The organism is Streptomyces yangpuensis, assembly GCF_024666385.1.
In the GTDB taxonomy this organism is placed as follows: Bacteria; Actinomycetota; Actinomycetes; order Streptomycetales; family Streptomycetaceae; genus Streptomyces; species Streptomyces yangpuensis.
Genome location: NZ_CP102514.1, coordinates 5,768,751 through 5,784,475, shown reverse-complemented (window position 1 = coordinate 5,784,475; position 15,725 = coordinate 5,768,751). Strand labels below are relative to the sequence as shown.

10 protein-coding genes are annotated in these 15,725 nt (G+C 71.2%); 1 reads left to right on the top strand and 9 read right to left on the bottom strand.

Annotation, left to right across the window (positions count from 1 at the left end):
- Window positions 1–33: 33 nt before the first annotated feature.
- From NRK68_RS26360 to NRK68_RS26350, 3 genes are all read right to left on the bottom strand, one after another.
- Window positions 34–4,842 carry a tetratricopeptide repeat protein gene (locus NRK68_RS26360; RefSeq protein ID WP_183068347.1) on the bottom strand — a complete coding sequence of 1,603 codons (4,809 nt, stop codon included), beginning with the start codon at window positions 4,840–4,842 and terminating at the stop codon, window positions 34–36.
- A gap of 1 nt (window position 4,843) precedes the next feature.
- Window positions 4,844–5,314 (bottom strand): trypco2 family protein, encoded by a 471-nt coding sequence (locus NRK68_RS26355; protein ID WP_183068346.1) that lies wholly within the window; start codon window positions 5,312–5,314, stop codon window positions 4,844–4,846.
- A gap of 275 nt (window positions 5,315–5,589) precedes the next feature.
- Window positions 5,590–5,856 (bottom strand): hypothetical protein, encoded by a 267-nt coding sequence (locus NRK68_RS26350; protein WP_183068345.1) that lies wholly within the window; start codon window positions 5,854–5,856, stop codon window positions 5,590–5,592.
- A gap of 137 nt (window positions 5,857–5,993) precedes the next feature.
- Here NRK68_RS26350 and NRK68_RS26345 point away from each other — a divergent pair, with 137 nt between their 5' ends.
- Window positions 5,994–6,320 (top strand): hypothetical protein, encoded by a 327-nt coding sequence (locus tag NRK68_RS26345; RefSeq protein ID WP_183068344.1) that lies wholly within the window; start codon window positions 5,994–5,996, stop codon window positions 6,318–6,320.
- Between the two features lie 1,159 nt (window positions 6,321–7,479).
- On the opposite strand, the gene argF is transcribed toward NRK68_RS26345, so the two are convergent.
- From argF to mmuM, 6 genes are all read right to left on the bottom strand, one after another.
- Complete coding sequence (gene argF / locus NRK68_RS26340; RefSeq protein WP_183068343.1) at window positions 7,480–8,499, bottom strand: ornithine carbamoyltransferase; 1,020 nt, start codon at window positions 8,497–8,499, stop codon at window positions 7,480–7,482.
- A 113-nt stretch (window positions 8,500–8,612) separates the two neighbouring features.
- On the bottom strand, window positions 8,613–9,839 hold the full coding sequence (locus NRK68_RS26335; protein WP_183068342.1) for an arginine deiminase: 1,227 nt from the start codon (window positions 9,837–9,839) through the stop codon (window positions 8,613–8,615).
- 46 nt (window positions 9,840–9,885) lie between these two features.
- Window positions 9,886–10,353 (bottom strand): hypothetical protein, encoded by a 468-nt coding sequence (locus NRK68_RS26330; RefSeq protein WP_257856937.1) that lies wholly within the window; start codon window positions 10,351–10,353, stop codon window positions 9,886–9,888.
- A gap of 220 nt (window positions 10,354–10,573) precedes the next feature.
- Window positions 10,574–13,132 carry a polynucleotide kinase-phosphatase gene (locus NRK68_RS26325; RefSeq protein ID WP_257856936.1) on the bottom strand — a complete coding sequence of 853 codons (2,559 nt, stop codon included), beginning with the start codon at window positions 13,130–13,132 and terminating at the stop codon, window positions 10,574–10,576.
- Window positions 13,129–14,664, bottom strand: coding sequence for a 3' terminal RNA ribose 2'-O-methyltransferase Hen1 (locus tag NRK68_RS26320; RefSeq protein WP_257856935.1), 1,536 nt, complete (start codon window positions 14,662–14,664; stop codon window positions 13,129–13,131). Before NRK68_RS26320 ends, NRK68_RS26325 begins: the two co-directional genes overlap by 4 nt.
- 142 nt (window positions 14,665–14,806) lie before the next feature.
- Window positions 14,807–15,721: a homocysteine S-methyltransferase gene (gene mmuM / locus NRK68_RS26315; RefSeq protein ID WP_257856934.1), complete on the bottom strand. Its 915-nt coding sequence runs from the start codon at window positions 15,719–15,721 to the stop codon at window positions 14,807–14,809.
- Window positions 15,722–15,725 lie beyond the last annotated feature (4 nt).

Sequence of the window (15,725 nt, the reverse complement as noted above, 5' to 3'; positions counted from 1 at the left end):
CGGGGCGGCGTGCCGTCGTGGGTTGGTGGGCCGTCAGGCTTCGTCTGTGCCGGAGGGCCTCCGGGGACGCCCCCGTTCGCCCAGTACCGCTGCCAGTTCCACCCGTGCCATGGCGGTGTCCGGGTGTGCTGCCCCCAGAATGCGGGTCCGGTCCTCCACGACGGACGTCAACAGCCTGACGGCCGCGTCTGCGCGTCCTGCCTGCCGGTACGAGGAGCCGAGGTGGTGACGGGCGGTGAGGGTCTGGGGATGGTCGGAGCCCAGGGCCCGGTCACAGGCGGCCAGAGACTCCTCTCCGACGGTGATGGCCTCCTCGATGCGCCCGACGAGTCGGTAGGATACTCCGAGGCCGCCCAAGGCGGTGAGGGTCTGGGGGTGGTGGTTGCCCAGGATCCGGCGGCGCGCGGCCAGGACCTGCTCTCCGACGCTGACGGCCTCCTTGAGACGCCCCGCGAAGCGGTAGAAGGCAGCGAGATTTCCGTGGGAGACCAGCGTGTCCGGGTGGTCGTGGCCCAGGATCCGGCGGCGTGCAGCCAGGACCTGCTCTCCGATAGTGATGGCCTCGTCGTTGCGATCCGTGCTGTGACAAAGGAGGGAGAGGTTACTGAGGGAGGCCAGGGTGTCCGGATGATCCGGGCCCAGGATCCGTACTTTGTCGACAAGGACCCGATTTTCTACGATGACGGCTTCGTCTAAGCGCCCTGCGGCCCAATAACAGTTGACGAGGCTGCTGTGGGCCATGAGAGTGCTGGGGTGGTCGGGACCCAGGAGCCGCGCGCTGTCGGCCGCCACCTGTTCCAGCAGGACGGTGGCCTCGGCGATGCGCCCAGCCTGTTGGTAGGTCGTGGCCAGGTTGCCGCGGACGGTGAGGGTATCGGGGTGCTCGGGGCCCAGGACACGCGTTTTGTCGGCGAGGACCTCCTCCTGGATGGTGACGGCCTTTGCATTGTCCCCGGTTTGGTAGTAGACGGCGGCGAGGTTGCCACGGGTGGTGAGGGTGCTGGGGTGATCGGGACCCAGAAGCCGTATCTTGTCGGCGAAGATTTCTTCCATGAGGTCCACGGCATTGTCGAGACGTCCGGCCTGTTGGTAGGTCGTGGCGAGGTTGCTGCGGACGGTGAGGGTATCGGGGTGCTCGGGGCCCAGGACACGCGTGCTGTCGGCAAGGACGCGCTCGTACAGGCCGACGGCGCGGCCCAGGTCACCGGCGGCCGCGTAGGCGCCGGCGAGGTTGCCGCGGGTGGTGAGGGTGTCGGGGTGGTCGGAGCCCAGAAACCGTACACGGTCGGCGAGGGCCTCCTCCCCGAGGTCGATGGCCTCGGTGGTGCGTCCGACGCTCTCGTAGAGCGCGGCGAGGTTGCTACGTGCCGCAAGGGTGTCGAGGTGGTGCGCTCCCAGGACACGCGCGCTGTCGGCTGCCACCCGTTTCAACAGGACGGTGGCCTCAGCGATGCGCCCGGCCTCTTGGTAGGCGGCGGCAAGGTTGCTGTGGGTGGTGAGGGTGTCGGGGTGGTCGGCACCGAGAACGCGCGTATTGTCGGCCGCCACCTGTTCCAGCAGTAGGACGGCCTGGGCAATGTGCCCGCTGCGCAGATGGCAGATGGCGAGCTCACCATGCATGCTGACGGTTTCGGGGTGATCGGGACCCAGGGCGTGGGTGCTGTCCGTGGCGAGCCGCTCGAACAAGGCAAGGGCCTCCCCGATCCTTCCAGCGTGACGGTGGCAGGAAGCGAGGATGCCTTGCGCGGCGAGCGAGTCGGGGGCGTGGGCCAGCACTTGCCCCAGCAGGGAAGCGGCTTCGTCCGTGCGGCCCATGCGTACGAGCAGGGCTGCGAGATCGGTGCGGGCAGTCAGAGCCCTGGGATGGTCAGGGCCCAGGGCACTGACGTGGTCGGCAGCCACCGCGGTCAGGAGGTCGACGGCTTCGTCGCCTCGTCCGACCTGCCGGTAGGACCGGGCCAGGTTGCTGCGTGCGGTGAAGGTGTCCAGGTGGTTGGGGCCCAGGACGCGCGCGCTGTCGGCCACCAGCTCCTCTTCGAGACGGATGGCTTCATCCGTTCTCCCCGCCCGGAAGTACGAGAGGGCGAGGCCAGCCCGGGTTGTGAGGCTGTAGGGGTGGTCGAGGCCCAAGAGTCGTACGAGGTCGGCGAGAAGCTGCTCCTTGACGGCGGTGGACTGCTCGTTCAGTCCGGCCTCGTGGTACGTGCGCGCAAGGTTGCCGAGGGCGCTGAGAGTGTTGGGGTGGTCGGGACCGAGGATTCGCCGACAGTCGGCCACCACCTGTTCGAGCAGGTCAATGGCGTGGGCGGCGCGCCCGGCCTCCTGGCGGGCGACGGCAAGGTTGCCGCGCGCCGCGAGGGCCGTGGGGTGGTCCGGGCCGAGGATCCGCGTATTGTCGGCCGCTGCTCGTTCCAGCAGCGGCATGGCATGGGTGGTACGGCCAGCCCGCTGGTAGCAGAGCGCCAGGATGCCCAGCGCCGTAAGGGTGCTGGGATGGTCGGGGGTCAGAATGCGCTCGTAGCCCGCGAGGACCTGCTCCGCTGCGGCCACGGCGTCATCGTGACGTCCGGCCTCTTGGTACGCGAGGGCCAGATTGCCAAGAGTGGCCAAGGTATGAGGGTGGTCGGGGCCCAGGAGTCGATCGAGATCCGAAAGGGTCCGCTCCCCGGTGGATACCGCGTCGTCGGAACGTCCAGCCTGCCTGTACGCGATAGCGAGGTGGGCGCGGGAGTGAAGCGTGTCGGGGTGGTCGGGGCCGAGAAGGCGCTCGCCGTCGATGGCCAGTTGCTTCCAGTGCGCGGTGGCGGTCGTAACCGGGCCCGCGTCGATGAGGCTGTTGCCGTAGCGGAAGAGCAGGGGGTGGGCCCGGGGGTCGGAAGGGTCGGGATGCCAGAGAAATTCGCCGGAGCTTCCTTGCAAAGCTTCGGTGTTGGCCCTCAGGACGACGGCAAGGTCGCGATCCTCGTGCTCCTCCCCAGGCCACAGGGTGAGGAGTGCGTCGGCGGCCGTGTAGTGCGGGCGCTCGCCGGCGGGGGTGGTGTCGAGGGTGGCGCGGGCGGTGAGCGCGTGGATGGTGACCTGCCGGTTCGGTTCCTCGGTGAGGGCGAGGAGGCTGTAGTTGTGCAGGACGGCCAGGGCGTCGAGCGCTTCCTCCTCCCGCACCTGTAGCACGGCACTGCGCCCGTCCTCGACCGCGGCGCGCTCGCCTCCCACCGCTCCGGTACGGGCGCGGGCGAGCTGCTCCCGAACCGGCACGGTGGCCCACAGGGCCTCGGGATGGCCGGCAGGGTCGAGGAGCGAGGCCAGGACCAGCGCGTGCACGGTGAGCGGATCCTCCTGCCGAACGGCGTCGAGGGACAGCAGAAGGGCCACTGCGACGGACAGGTGATAGCCGTCGACGCCGTCGCGCCCCGGTAGGACCTCCTCCAAGGACCGGCCGCGCTCACGGAATGACTGGAGGTACTGGCTGCTGGTGCGCCGCCGCTGGATCATGTAGGCGGCCGCGTAGGCGAGCGCCAGGGGCAGGTGCCCGAGCGCCTCGGCGAGGTCGGCGCTCCCGGCATCCAGCAGGTGGGAGTAACGGGCGGCTTCGAGGCGCTCACGCAGGTAGGCGGCGGACTCGGAAGCCGAGTAGACGCCGACGTCCACGAGTGCGCGCCCGGCGTCGCTGGCCGTGGCCCCCCGCAGCCGACTGGTGGCGATCACCCGTCCGCGCCCGCCGCGGCTGGTGGCGGGCCACAGGTCGCCGAGGGCCTGGTCGGTGATGTTGTCGAGGACGACCAGCCAGGATTTCTCGGTGGTGGCGAGCCAGGCCAGGAACGCGGCCGCGTCCTGCTCGACGGTCTCCGGCTGTCCGCCGACCCCGGGCACCCGCACCTTCACCGCGGTGCGGGCGTACGCCTCCAGCACAGCGGCAGGCCGCGTGGCGTCCACCCACATCACCAGGTCGGTGCCCTCATTGATGGCCCGGCGGGCGTAGTGCGCCGCGAGCTGGGTCTTGCCGACCCCGCCCTGGCCGGCCAGCACCTGGGACAGGACGACGGTACCGGACCTCTCCCGCGCTTCGTCGATGACCTCGCACACCGCGGTCCGCGGTTGGAAAGCACTGGGCTCGGGCGGAAGCCTGCCCTCCAGGACCGGCCATTGAACCGGGCCCTTCCTGGCTTCGACCGACTCCAGGTCGGGCATGATCCGGCGATCCCCGTGCCGTGACAGGAGGTCGGCGAACCGCGGGATCCCGAACAAGGAGTGGACCGGCTGGGCGTGCAGGCGGCGCTGCCCGAGTGCCGGGTCGGCTTCGGTGACGACACCGACCAGCCGTCCCTCGCAGAAGACCGCGCTACCCGAAACCCCCGCCCACGGCGACGAGCCGTTGCGGCCCCTCCGGTGCTCGGGCCAGATCGGGGTGTCCAGGACCCACCCCCCGCCGATCCTGGAGGTGCCGGCCGGGGGCAGGTCGCCCCGCAGGTGCTCCACCTGCGGTTCACCGCCGTCGTCGGCGAACAACGGGAAGCCCAGGCCCTCGTACGACAACAACGCGGCCCCGGCCGGCCGGCCCCACCGTACGGGCGCGGAACCGCCCACATCGACCGGCTCGTCCAGCCACAGCAGCGCCACGTCCACCGTACCGGGAACGCGGTCGCGGGGGGTCGGCCAGCACACGCGAGCGCCGCGCCGGTACGGCTCCGGGCCCAGGACCGGATGCCCTACGCGCACGCTCAACCGCTGCCTGGGGTCGCGCACGACGTGAAGGCTCGTCAGGACCAGCTGGGGCCCGATCAGGTAGCCGGTGCCGTTCGGTGCGCCCCCAACGCGGATCAGTACCAGTCTCGTCGGATCCACTTCACTCGTCCCAGGGCTCGGGCTGCGGCGAATCGGACGGCTGAGCGCCATGGGCGGGGTCCGGCGCCTCGGTGTATGCACCGCCAGCCGAGGCACCGCGCTCGACCTGGAAGCGTCGACCAGGGCCGAGGGCCTCGTCCAGGACGTTCAAGGTGAGGGTGAGCCGTTCCCTCCGGACTGCCCCGCGCACCCCTCCGGCCTCGGCTTCACCCTTCGCGCCGAGCGCGCCGACGGACACCTTCACCTTGCCGTTGCCGTCCCGCCGGAACTCGACCTCCAGCTCCAGTTCCGCCTTCTCTACTTCGAACCTCAACTGCTGCCCCGCGCCGTCGGTCTGCGCCTGGTACAACTCCGACCGCAACTGCCACAACGCTTCGCTGAGACTGATCTGGTCCATCTGTGCCGTCCCCACCCATACGTGCCCGCCCCACACCATGGTGATCGCGGCGCACAATCGATCCAGCCCGCCCACGACGGGCTCAACAGGTCGATCCCTGATGGGAGACGAGCCCGCCGGTCCGTCGGTGCGTACCAGTCTGCTGGCGGACGGGGGTGCTCGTCCCGGGAATGGCCAACTGGCCACCCCCGCCGGTCCGGCGGCGCCGCCCTTGGTGCACCAAGGAGAAGCACAGCGCTCCCGCCTCCTTCCGCCGCAGTGAACTTTCCGTGCGGGCGGCGCGTCCTGGCCTGAGATGGCAGGGCGCTGCCGCGACGCTCTTCACCTTCACTGACTTCACCGGAAAGGGCTCACTCGGGGGCTCTCTGGGGCTTGTGCTGCTCGGAGGCGGCTGCTGACAGGCGCGGGCGGAGCCAGAGTGTTTCGCGGCCGAGTTGGAGGCCCAGGACTCCGGGTTCGTCGGGGTGGATGTGGACCTGGGCGGGGGTGAGGTCGACGATGCGGTCGGTGCTCTGGCCGTATTGCAGGACGAGGCAGCCGGCGACGCGGTCCGCGAGTGGCAGGCTCTCGTCGGTTTCAAGCCTGAGCGCGGGGAGCACTCGGTCGGTGTCGTTCATGATGGCGCGTTCGCCGTGCTTGCTGAAGGTGGCGATGGCGACGTCAGTGGGTGCGAGGCCGCAGGTCGCGGCCCAGAGGAGGAACGGCCGGGCGTAGTGCCGGAGGGTCGGGTTGACGATGAGCCACCGGGGATGAGGTGCTGGGTGATGCTGTCGAGCGTGCGGCCGCGGCTGTGGAGGTGGTCGAGGAGGAGTCGGGCGGCGTTCAGCTGACGACGGAGGTGCTCGCGTTGGAAGCGGGTGAAGCCGCTGCGGTTGACGTGCTGGTGCGCGAGGGGCATCAGGTGCCGGCGTGCGTATCGTGCGAGGAGCACCCGGCCCGTGAGGCTCTTGGAGCCGCTGCTGAGCGCGGTGTAGATCGCGGTGGTCGCGGCGTGCGAGTGACCGACCTGGTCGGTGACGAACCGGCCGTCGTAGCCAGCCTCGTCACGTACGTGTGCCGCATGCAGTGCGGGCCGAGCTGAGCGGGCAGTTTGCCCAGCTCACGCCAGTGCTGGAACCGCTGGTTCACCGCGCGTTCCGAGATCATCTCGTTCCGCTCGGTGGGGAACATGACGCCGTCGTCCCGGGCGGTCGCTGTAGAACAGCGGGCGCACGTTCTCCATGTACAGCTGCACGGTGCGAACCGCCCACGGCCATCCGAGACCACCCTCCGGCGCTTGGGAGGCTGTCCGGCCTTCCCCCATCGGACCGCCAGCCCCGCGTAGTCCCCGAACTCGGGCAGCTTCGCCTGACGCCGCCAGTGGGTTTCCAGCCGGGCCGTCTCCCTGCGGCGCAGGCCCCAGCCGTACATCGTCCTGAACATCGCCAGGTCCCGGGCCGCGGCGAGCGCTCCCTTGTGGCCCTGCTCGCGAAGCCGCTTGATCTCCGGGTCCATCTGCCCGAAGAAGGTCTTCACCTCTGCCCTGCTCAACGGCCGGTTGCCACTGGGCTGGCCGATGTACTCCTGCGCGTGCCGGACCGCGTTCAGGTCCCGCAGCGCGAAGCCGGTGAACATCCCGAACGCTCAGGCACACCTGCGGCCACTCGTAGGCCGGATCGCTCAGATAACTCAGGTAGAGCGCAAGGTCGTTCTGATACTTGCGCATCGTCGACGTTGCGACGGTGTCCGCGAGCATCGCCGACCACCGGTCGAACAGCCGCCTGTCCCAGCCGGTTCCCACGGATACCCGCCGGCCATCGCCTGGACCTGGCGCGCGATACGAGCTTCGGTGTTGACCGTGTCCCAGGACAGCCGGCGGGCCCGGTGGTGGTCTACGAAGCCCGACAGCGTCTTCTCGAAGACGGCCTCCTCGGGGCGGAGTATCGCCACACCCGACAGCACGTGCAGCGTCGCGACGCCCGGAACAGCTACCGAGCCCCCTGTGGAACTTCGGCCCATTCGTCACCCTCCTGTCCGGTGTAGGGCCCCATTTTCCACGCGGTGATGCGTAGCCCCCGCGTAGAACTGACGGATCGTGATACAACTCGACCCAGCCGGGCAACGCACGTTCTGCTGGCCGGGGGTAACACCGCCAGCCTCGTGGTGCGCTTGCCGCAACATTGCTCGAAGCACCCTGCCCGCGCGGCGGCTCCGTCCGGCCGACACCCGATCACGCCGGCCCTGAAGGGTTCCGCGTATGACTATGCGTCACCCGGGCCAGGTCGGCCGAGCGTGGCGACGAGTACGGCCTTGATGGTGTGCAGCCGGTTCTCGGCCTCGTCGAAGACGATGGAGTGCTCCGACTCGAACACCTCGTCCGTCACCTCCAGTGAGTCGAGCCCGTGCCGCTCGTGGATCTCCCGGGCCACCTTGGTGCCCAGGTCGTGGAAGGCCGGCAGGCAGTGCATGAACTTCACGTCCGGGTTTCCGGTGGCCCGCAGCACGTCCATGGTGACGGCGTACGGGGCCAGGGCCGCGATCCGCTCGTCCCAGACGTCCTTGGGTTCCCCCATGGACACCCAGACGTCGGTCACGACGAAGTCGGCCTGCGCGACCCCCTCCGCGACCTCCTCGGTCAGGGTGATCCGCGCGCCGCTGTCCGCCGCGAGCCGGCGCGCCTCGGCCACCACCTGGTCGGCGGGCCAGTACTCCTTGGGCGCGACGATCCGTACGTCCATGCCCAGCAGCGCACCGGTCACGAGGTACGAGTTGCCCATGTTGAAGCGGGCGTCGCCGAGGTAGGCGAAGGCGATACGGTTCAGCGGCTTGGTGTTGTGCTCGGTCATCGTGAGGACGTCGGCGAGCATCTGGGTGGGGTGCCAGTCGTCGGTCAGGCCGTTGAAGACGGGGACACCGGAGTGGGCGGCGAGTTCCTCGACGGCCTCCTGGCTGTCGCCGCGGTACTCGATCCCGTCGAACATGCGGCCCAGCACCCGGGCGGTGTCCCGGACCGACTCCTTGTGCCCCATCTGGGAGCCGGCCGGGTCGAGGTAGACGGTGTGGGCGCCCTGGTCGGCGGCGGCGACCTCGAAGGCGCAGCGGGTGCGCGTCGAGGTCTTCTCGAAGATCAGCGCGATGTTCCTGCCCCGGAGCAGCCGCTGCTCGACCCCGGCCCGCTTGGCCGCCTTCAGGTCGGCGGCGAGCTCGACCAGGCCGCGGAACTCGGCGGCCGTGAAGTCCAGCTCCTTGAGAAAACTGCGGCCTTTGAGGTCGGGGGCCATGGGGTCGCTCCAGCGTCACGGTGACAGGGGATGCTGGAAGTCTATACGACACACCGTATTGATATACAGAGCCGGTGGTGTGACCTCTCCCGCGCCCACCGCGAACCGCCGGCTCAGACGGCGTCCCGCTCCACCGGACAGCTCATGCAGCGCGGTCCGCCCCGGCCGCGCCCCAGCTCGCTGCCCGGGATCTCGATCACCTCGATGCCCTGCTTGCGCAGGTGCGTGTTGGTCGTCACGTTCCGTTCGTAGGCGACGACCACGCCCGGCTCGACGGCGAGCACGTTGCAGCCGTCGTCCCACTGCTCGCGCTGCGCCGAGTGCACGTCCTGGGTCGCGGTCAGCACCCGGATCGAGTCGAGCGAGAGCGCCGCCGCGATGGCCCGGTGCATGTGCTCCGCCGGGTGGTCGGTCACCTTCAGCTCGTTGGCCCCGTCGCCCGGCTCGATCGTGTAGGAGGGGAGCATGCCGAGCCCCGCGTACTGAGTGAACGTATCTCCGTCGACCATCGTCATCACCGTGTCCAGGTGCATGAAGGCCCGGTGCTTGGGCATGTCGAGGGCCACGATGGAGGTCGCGGAGCCCGCGGCGAACAGGCCCCGCGCCAGCATCTCCACCGCCTGCGGCGTGGTCCGCTCGCTCATTCCGATCAGCACAGCGCCGTTGCCGATGACGAGGACGTCACCGCCCTCGATCGTCGAGGGGTAGTCCACCTGGCCCTGCGACCAGTAGTGGAAGGCCCCGGAGGCGGTGAAGAGCGGGTGGTACCGGTAGATCGCCTCGAAGTGGACGGTCTCGCGCTGCCGGGCGGGCCAGCGCATCGCGTTGATGGACACCCCGTCGTAGATCCACGCGGAGGTGTCGCGGGTGAAGAGGTGGTTGGGCAGCGGCCCCAGCAGGAAGTCGTCGAGGTCCAGGGCGTGGAAGCGTACGGACACGGGCTCGGCGTGCCGCTCCAGGAACTCGCGCTTGGTCATGCCGCCGACCAGCGCCTGCGCCAGCGCCGCCGGGGTCAGCCCGTCGAAGACGGCCCGCAGATGGTCCGTGGCGAGCGGCCCGTACTCCTTCTCGTCGAAGACCCGGTCCAGGACGAGGCGCCTGGCCTCCGGCACCTCCAGGACCTCGCACAGCAGGTCCCCGAAGAGATGGACCTCCACGCCCCGGTCCCGCAGCACGTCCGCGAAGCCGTCGTGCTCCTGGCGCGCCCTGCGCACCCACAGCACGTCGTCGAAGAGGAGCGCGTCCTTGTTGCCCGGTGTGAGCCGCTTCAGCTCCAGGTCGGGCCGGTGGAGGATGACGCGGCGCAGCCGCCCGGTCTCGGAGTCGACGTGGAATCCCATGTCGTACACGTTCGCAGACCGGGCGGCCTTTTGAAGTGGGGTCGGCTCAGCGGGGCAGGCCGACACCGAGGAGCGCTTCCGGCGCACCCGTGATCTCGGGCGCGAGGAGACCCAGCTTGGGCGTGGTCAGGTTCGGCAGCCCGGAGTTGGACCCGTCAGGCATCGTGAGCGGGGAGCCGACGACCGCGCCCGGGGTGCGGGTGCGGACGGTGGTGGCGGGCGACTCCACGGAGCCCTCGCCGTCCGTCTCCGGGCGGCCCAGCAGGTTCGGCAGCGGGGAGGTGACCAGGGTGTCGCCGAGCTCGGTGGCGATCGGGACCGCCGGGAGCAGTGGCGTGGGAAGCATGTCCCCCTTGTGCATGCGGGGGGCCTCGGGTGCCCCGACGACCGGCAGCGGCACCGCGGTGGCGATCCGCGGCACGGCCAGGCCGGTCGTGGTCTCCACACCTTCGAGCGGGACGCCCACCGGCACCCCGTCGGCCACGGCCGGGGTGGCCACACCGGCCGCTGCCATACAGGTCAAGAGCGCCGCAATGCTTCCGCGCGCGGTCATCTTCATAGGTGGTGTTCCGTCCTTCCAGGGCTACGGTCGTTCCGCTGCCCTGGATGAACGATCCCGCCGGTGGTTTCCCCGGCGTTCTCCGCGAAAGTTCCCCCATACGACCTAATTCGGGGCCGTACGGGGGCTCCGCCTTTACGCCGCGGCCACGGCCGCGCGGCCGTGGCCGCCGCCGTCACAGCCGCGGGTCGACCGGCTCCGACTCCAGCGCGAGGACCGCGAAGACCGGCTCGTGGACCCGCCACAGCGGCTCCTCGGCCGCCAGCCGGTCCAGCGCCTCCAGGCCCAGCGCGTACTCCCGCAGGGCGAGCGAGCGCTTGTGCCCGAGGAACCGCTCGCGCAGTCGCTCCAGCTGGTCCGGACGCGTGTACTCCGGCCCGTAGATGATCCGCAGGTACTCCCGTCCGCGCACCTTGACCCCGGGCTGGACCAGCCGCCCCTTGCCGTCGCGGGCGTAGGCCCGGAGCGGCTTGACGACCATGCCCTCGCCGCCGGCGGCCGTCAGCTCCAGCCACCAGTCGGTGCCGGCCCGTACGGACGCCTCGTCCCCGGTGTCCACCAGGATCCGGGCGGTGCGGCGCAGCAGTCCGGTGCCGCCCGGGGTGCCCGGGTCGTCGGCCGCGACCAGCCGGTCGAGCCAGGCCAGCTGCTCGTCGTGGGGTACGGCGGCCAGCGACCGCCCGGCCGCGGCCAGCAGCTGGAACGGCGCGAACCGTACGCCGTCCAGCCCGTCGGTGGTCCAGCAGTAGCGGCGGTAGGCCTCGGTGAAGGCCGTCGCGTCCGCGGCCCGGGCACGCTGGCGCTCCAGCAGGGCGCCGGTGTCGACGCCGCGGGCGACCGCCGCCTCCAGGGCGGCGACGGCACCGGGGAAGACGGTCCTCGCCGCGGCGCCGACGGCGGCGTACTGGTTGCGCAGGAGGCCGCCCGACTTCAGGGACCAGGGCAGGAGTTCCCCGTCGAGCAGCAGCCAGTCCGTGCCCAGCTCCTCCCACAGCCCGGCGCCGGTGACCGCGGCGCGCAGCCGTGCCAGGATCTCCTCGGTGACCTCGGCGTCGTGGAAGAAGGGCCGTCCGGTGCGCGTGTACACGGATCCGGTCGGGCCGTCCACGCCGAACCGGTCGCGGGCGGCGACGGCGTCCTTGCAGAGCAGGACGGTGGCGCGGGAGCCCATGTGCTTCTCCTCGCACACCACCCGGTCGACGCCGTCGTGGCGGTACTGGGCGAAGGCCTCGGCCGGGTGCTCCAGGTAGCCGTCCTCGCGGGAGGTGGCGGTCGGCGCCATGGTCGGCGGCAGGTACGGGACCAGCCGCGGGTCCACGGCGAAGCGGCTCATGACTTCCAGGGCGGCGGCCGCGTTCTCCTCGCGGACGCCCACGTTCCCCAGGTGCCGGGTCTCCACGACCCGGCGCCCGTGCACGTCGGCCAGGTCGAGCGGCCTGCCGTCGTGCCCGCCCGGCACCTCGGTGACGAGCGGCTTGACCGGCTCGTACCAGACCTTCTCGGCCGGTACGTCGACCAGTTCGCGCTCGGGCCAGCGCAGGGCGGTCATCCGGCCGCCGAAGACGGCGCCGGTGTCGAGGCAGATGGTGTTGTTGATCCAGGCGGTGTTCGGGACGGGGGTGTGGCCGTAGACGACGGCGGCCTTGCCGCGGTAGTCCTCGGCCCACGGGTAGCGCACGGGCAGGCCGAACTCGTCGGTCTCGCCGGTGGTCTCCCCGTACAGGGCGTGCGAGCGGACCCGGCCGGAGGTGCGGCCGTGGTACTTCTCGGGCAGCCCGGCGTGGCAGACCACCAGCTTCCCGCCGTCGAGGACGTAGTGGCTGACGAGGCCGCGGATGAACTCCCGCACCTCCTCGACGAACTCCGGCGGCTCGTGGGAGAGCTGCTCGATCGTCTCGGCGAGGCCGTGGGTCTGCCGGACCTTGGATCCCTTGAGGTAACGGCCGAGCTTGTTCTCGTGGTTCCCGGGCACGCACAGGGCGTTGCCGGACTTGACCATGCCCATCACACGGCGCAGGACGCCCGGGCTGTCGGGGCCGCGGTCGACCAGGTCGCCGACGAAGACGGCCGTGCGGCCCTCGGGGTGGACGCCGTCCTCGTAGCCGAGCCGGGCGAGCAGGGTCTCCAGCTCGGAGGAACAGCCGTGGATGTCACCGACGATGTCGAAGGGGCCGGTGAGGTGGGTGAGGTCGTTGAAGCGCTTCTCCAGGACGACCTCGGCGGCCTCGGCCTCCTCGACGGAGCGCAGCACGTGCACCTTGCGGAAGCCCTCGCGCTCCAGGCCGCGCAGGGAGCGGCGCAGGTCGCGGCGGTGCCGCTGGATGACCGCGCGGGGCAGACCGGCCCGGTCGGGGCGGGCCGCGTTGCGCTCGGCGCAGACCTGCTCGGGCATGTCCAGGACGATGGCGATGGGCAGGACGTCGTGCTCGCGGGCGAGCGCGACGAGCTGGCGGCGGGCATCGGGCTGGACGCTGGTCGCGTCGACGACGGTCAGGCGGCCGGCGGCGAGGCGCTTGCCGGCGATGTAGTGCAGGACGTCGAAGGCGTCGCGGCTCGCGCTCTGGTCGTTCTCGTCGTCGCGGACCAGGCCGCGGCAGTAGTCGGAGGAGATGACCTCGGTGGGCTTGAAGTGCTTGCGGGCGAAGGTGGACTTGCCCGATCCGGTGGCCCCGATCAGGACGACGAGGGACAGGTCGGTGACGGGAAGTGTGCGCTTGTTCTCGGTGGTGGTCATGCTGCCTCGCCCTCCTTCGGGGAGTCGGTGGTGGTGCCTGTGGTGGCGTCGGCGGTGGTGCCGCCGGTGCCGGGCGGGGTGCCGGGGTGGGCGTCGTCCTGGGTGAAGACGGCCATCTGGGTCGGCGGCCCGACCTCGGGGTCGTCGTCGCCGACGGGGACGTACGCGACCGTGTAGCCGAAACGGTCGGCGACCTGGCCGGCCCAGGCGCGGAACTCCTCGCGGGTCCACTCGAAGCGGTGGTCGCCGTGCCGGACGTGCCCGGCCGGCAGGGTCTCCCAGCGGACGTTGTACTCGACGTTGGGGGTGGTGACGAGGACCGTGCGGGGGCGGGCCGACCCGAACACGGCGTACTCCAGCGCGGGCAGCCGCTCGAGGTCCAGGTGCTCGATGACCTCGCTGAGCACGGCCGCGTCGTAGCCGGCCAGCCGCTTGTCGGTGTAGGCGAGCGAGCCCTGGAGGAGGGTGACGCGCGAGCGCTGGCGCTCGCCCATCCGCTCCAGCCGCAGCCGCCGGGCGGCGATGGTCAGGGCCCGCACGGAGACGTCCATGCCCACGATCTCGGTGTACGCGGGATCCCCCAGCAGCGCCTGCACCAACTGGCCCTGTCCGCAGCCGAGGTCCAGCACACGCTGGGCACCGGCGGCGCGCAGGGCGGTGAGGATCGCCTCGCGCCGCCGCGCGGCGAGCGGTACGGGCCGCTCCTGCGTGTCGCGCGTCTCGTCGACGGCGTTGTCGAGTTCCTCGACCTCGCTGCCGTCGGACTCGGCGAGGCGGACCAGTTCCAGCCGCTCGATGGCGTCCTGGGTCAGCCGCTTGTGGCGGGCCAGGTAGCGGGAGCTGATCAGCGCGTTCTCGGGGTGCGCGGCGAGCCAGCCGTCCCCGGCGCGCAGCAGCTTGTCGACCTCGTCGGGGGCGATCCAGTAGTGCTTGGCGTCGTCGAGGACGGGCAGGAGCACGTAGAGCTGCCGCAGGGCGTCGGCGAGGCGCAGCTCGCCCTCCAGCACGAGGCGTACGTAGCGGGAGTCCCCCCACTCGGGGAACTGTTCGTCGAGCGGAACGGCCTCGGCCTGTACGAGGTCCCAGCCGAGCGGGTCGAAGAGCCGGTGCACCATCGCGGCGCCGCCGCGTGCGGGGAGCACGGGGATCTCGACGCGCAGCGGGCGCGCCCGGGCCGGGAGTTCGGGGCGCAGGACGCAACTGCCCTTCAGCGCGGTGCGGAACACCCCGCTGAGCGCGACGGCCAGCAGCGAGGAGGCGGCGTACGGACGGTCGTTGACGTACTGGGCGAGCGCGGCGTCGGGCGCTCCGCCCCGGCCCTTGCCCTTCCCGCGTCGGACGAGCGCGACGGGGTCGACCTCCAGCAGCAGGGCCGCCGTGCACCGCTCGGCCGTGGCCTCGGGGTAGAACACGTGGGCGGTGCCGTGGGACTGGTTCTCCACGCGTACCCGGTCCGGGTGCTTGTGCAGGAGAAATCCCAGGTCAGTCGCCGGATTGTCGGCGGTCCCGGTGGTGGTGATCGTAAGGAACATGCGGTTCAGCATGACGGCCGGATCATCCTTGGGCCAACGGATTTCGAGCGAAAACAAGTACGATCTTCAACCTTCTGGATAGGCTCGCGCGCTCCGCACCGTGTTCGGCCCCAGGAGCGCCACGCACCCTCCTGCCGCAACGTCACATGATCGGCCCGCCGTGCTCCCGGGCCAGTTCCGCGATCCGGTCCGGGCCGATGCGGCAGCAGCCGCCGACGAGGCGGGCTCCGGTGCGGTACCAGGCGTCCGTGGGCCAGGAGGGCAGCGAGCCGGGTGCCCGCCAGGTGCCGGTGGCGGGCTCCCAGACGGACCCGTCGTTGGGGTAGGCCAGCAGGGGCTTGGCGGTGACGGAAGCCGCCGCTTCCAGGGCCGGGAGGACGTCCGCGGGGTCGCAGCAGTTGACCCCGACCGCGATGACCTGGGGGGCTTGCGCGGCGAGCGCGAAAGCCCCGGGCAGCGGGTGTCCGGACCGGGTGCGGCCGCCGGCCACGGTGTAGCTCAGCCAGGCCGGGGCGTCCGTCTCGGCGAGGACGGTGAGCACCGCCTCGGCCTCGTCCGGATCGGGCAGGGTCTCCACGGCCAGTACGTCGGGCCCGGCGGCGAGCAGGGCCTCGATGCGCGGGCGGTGGAACGCGGCGAGTTCGCGCACGCTCAGGCCGTACCGGCCGCGGTACTCAGAGCCGTCCGCCAGCACCGCTCCGTACGGTCCGACCGAGGCGGCCACCCACACCTCGTGGTCGCAGGCCTCGGCGGCCCGGGCGGCGAGCGCGACGCTGCGGTGCAGCAGAGCGGTGGTCGCGTCGCGGTCGCGGCCGCGGGCGGCGAAGGCCTCGTAGCCGACCTGGTAGGCGGCGGTGATCAGAACCTCGGCGCCGGCCCGCGCGTACGCGGTGTGGGCGGCCTCGACCTGGACCGGCCGCTCGTCGAGCACACGGGCGGTCCAGAGGCCGCCGGTGAGGTCGCAGCCCTGGGCGGCGAGCTGGTTGCTGAGTCCGCCGTCCAGGACGACGGTCCGGTGGGCCAGGGCTTCGGCGAGCGGGCCCGTCGCGCGAGGCATCGCT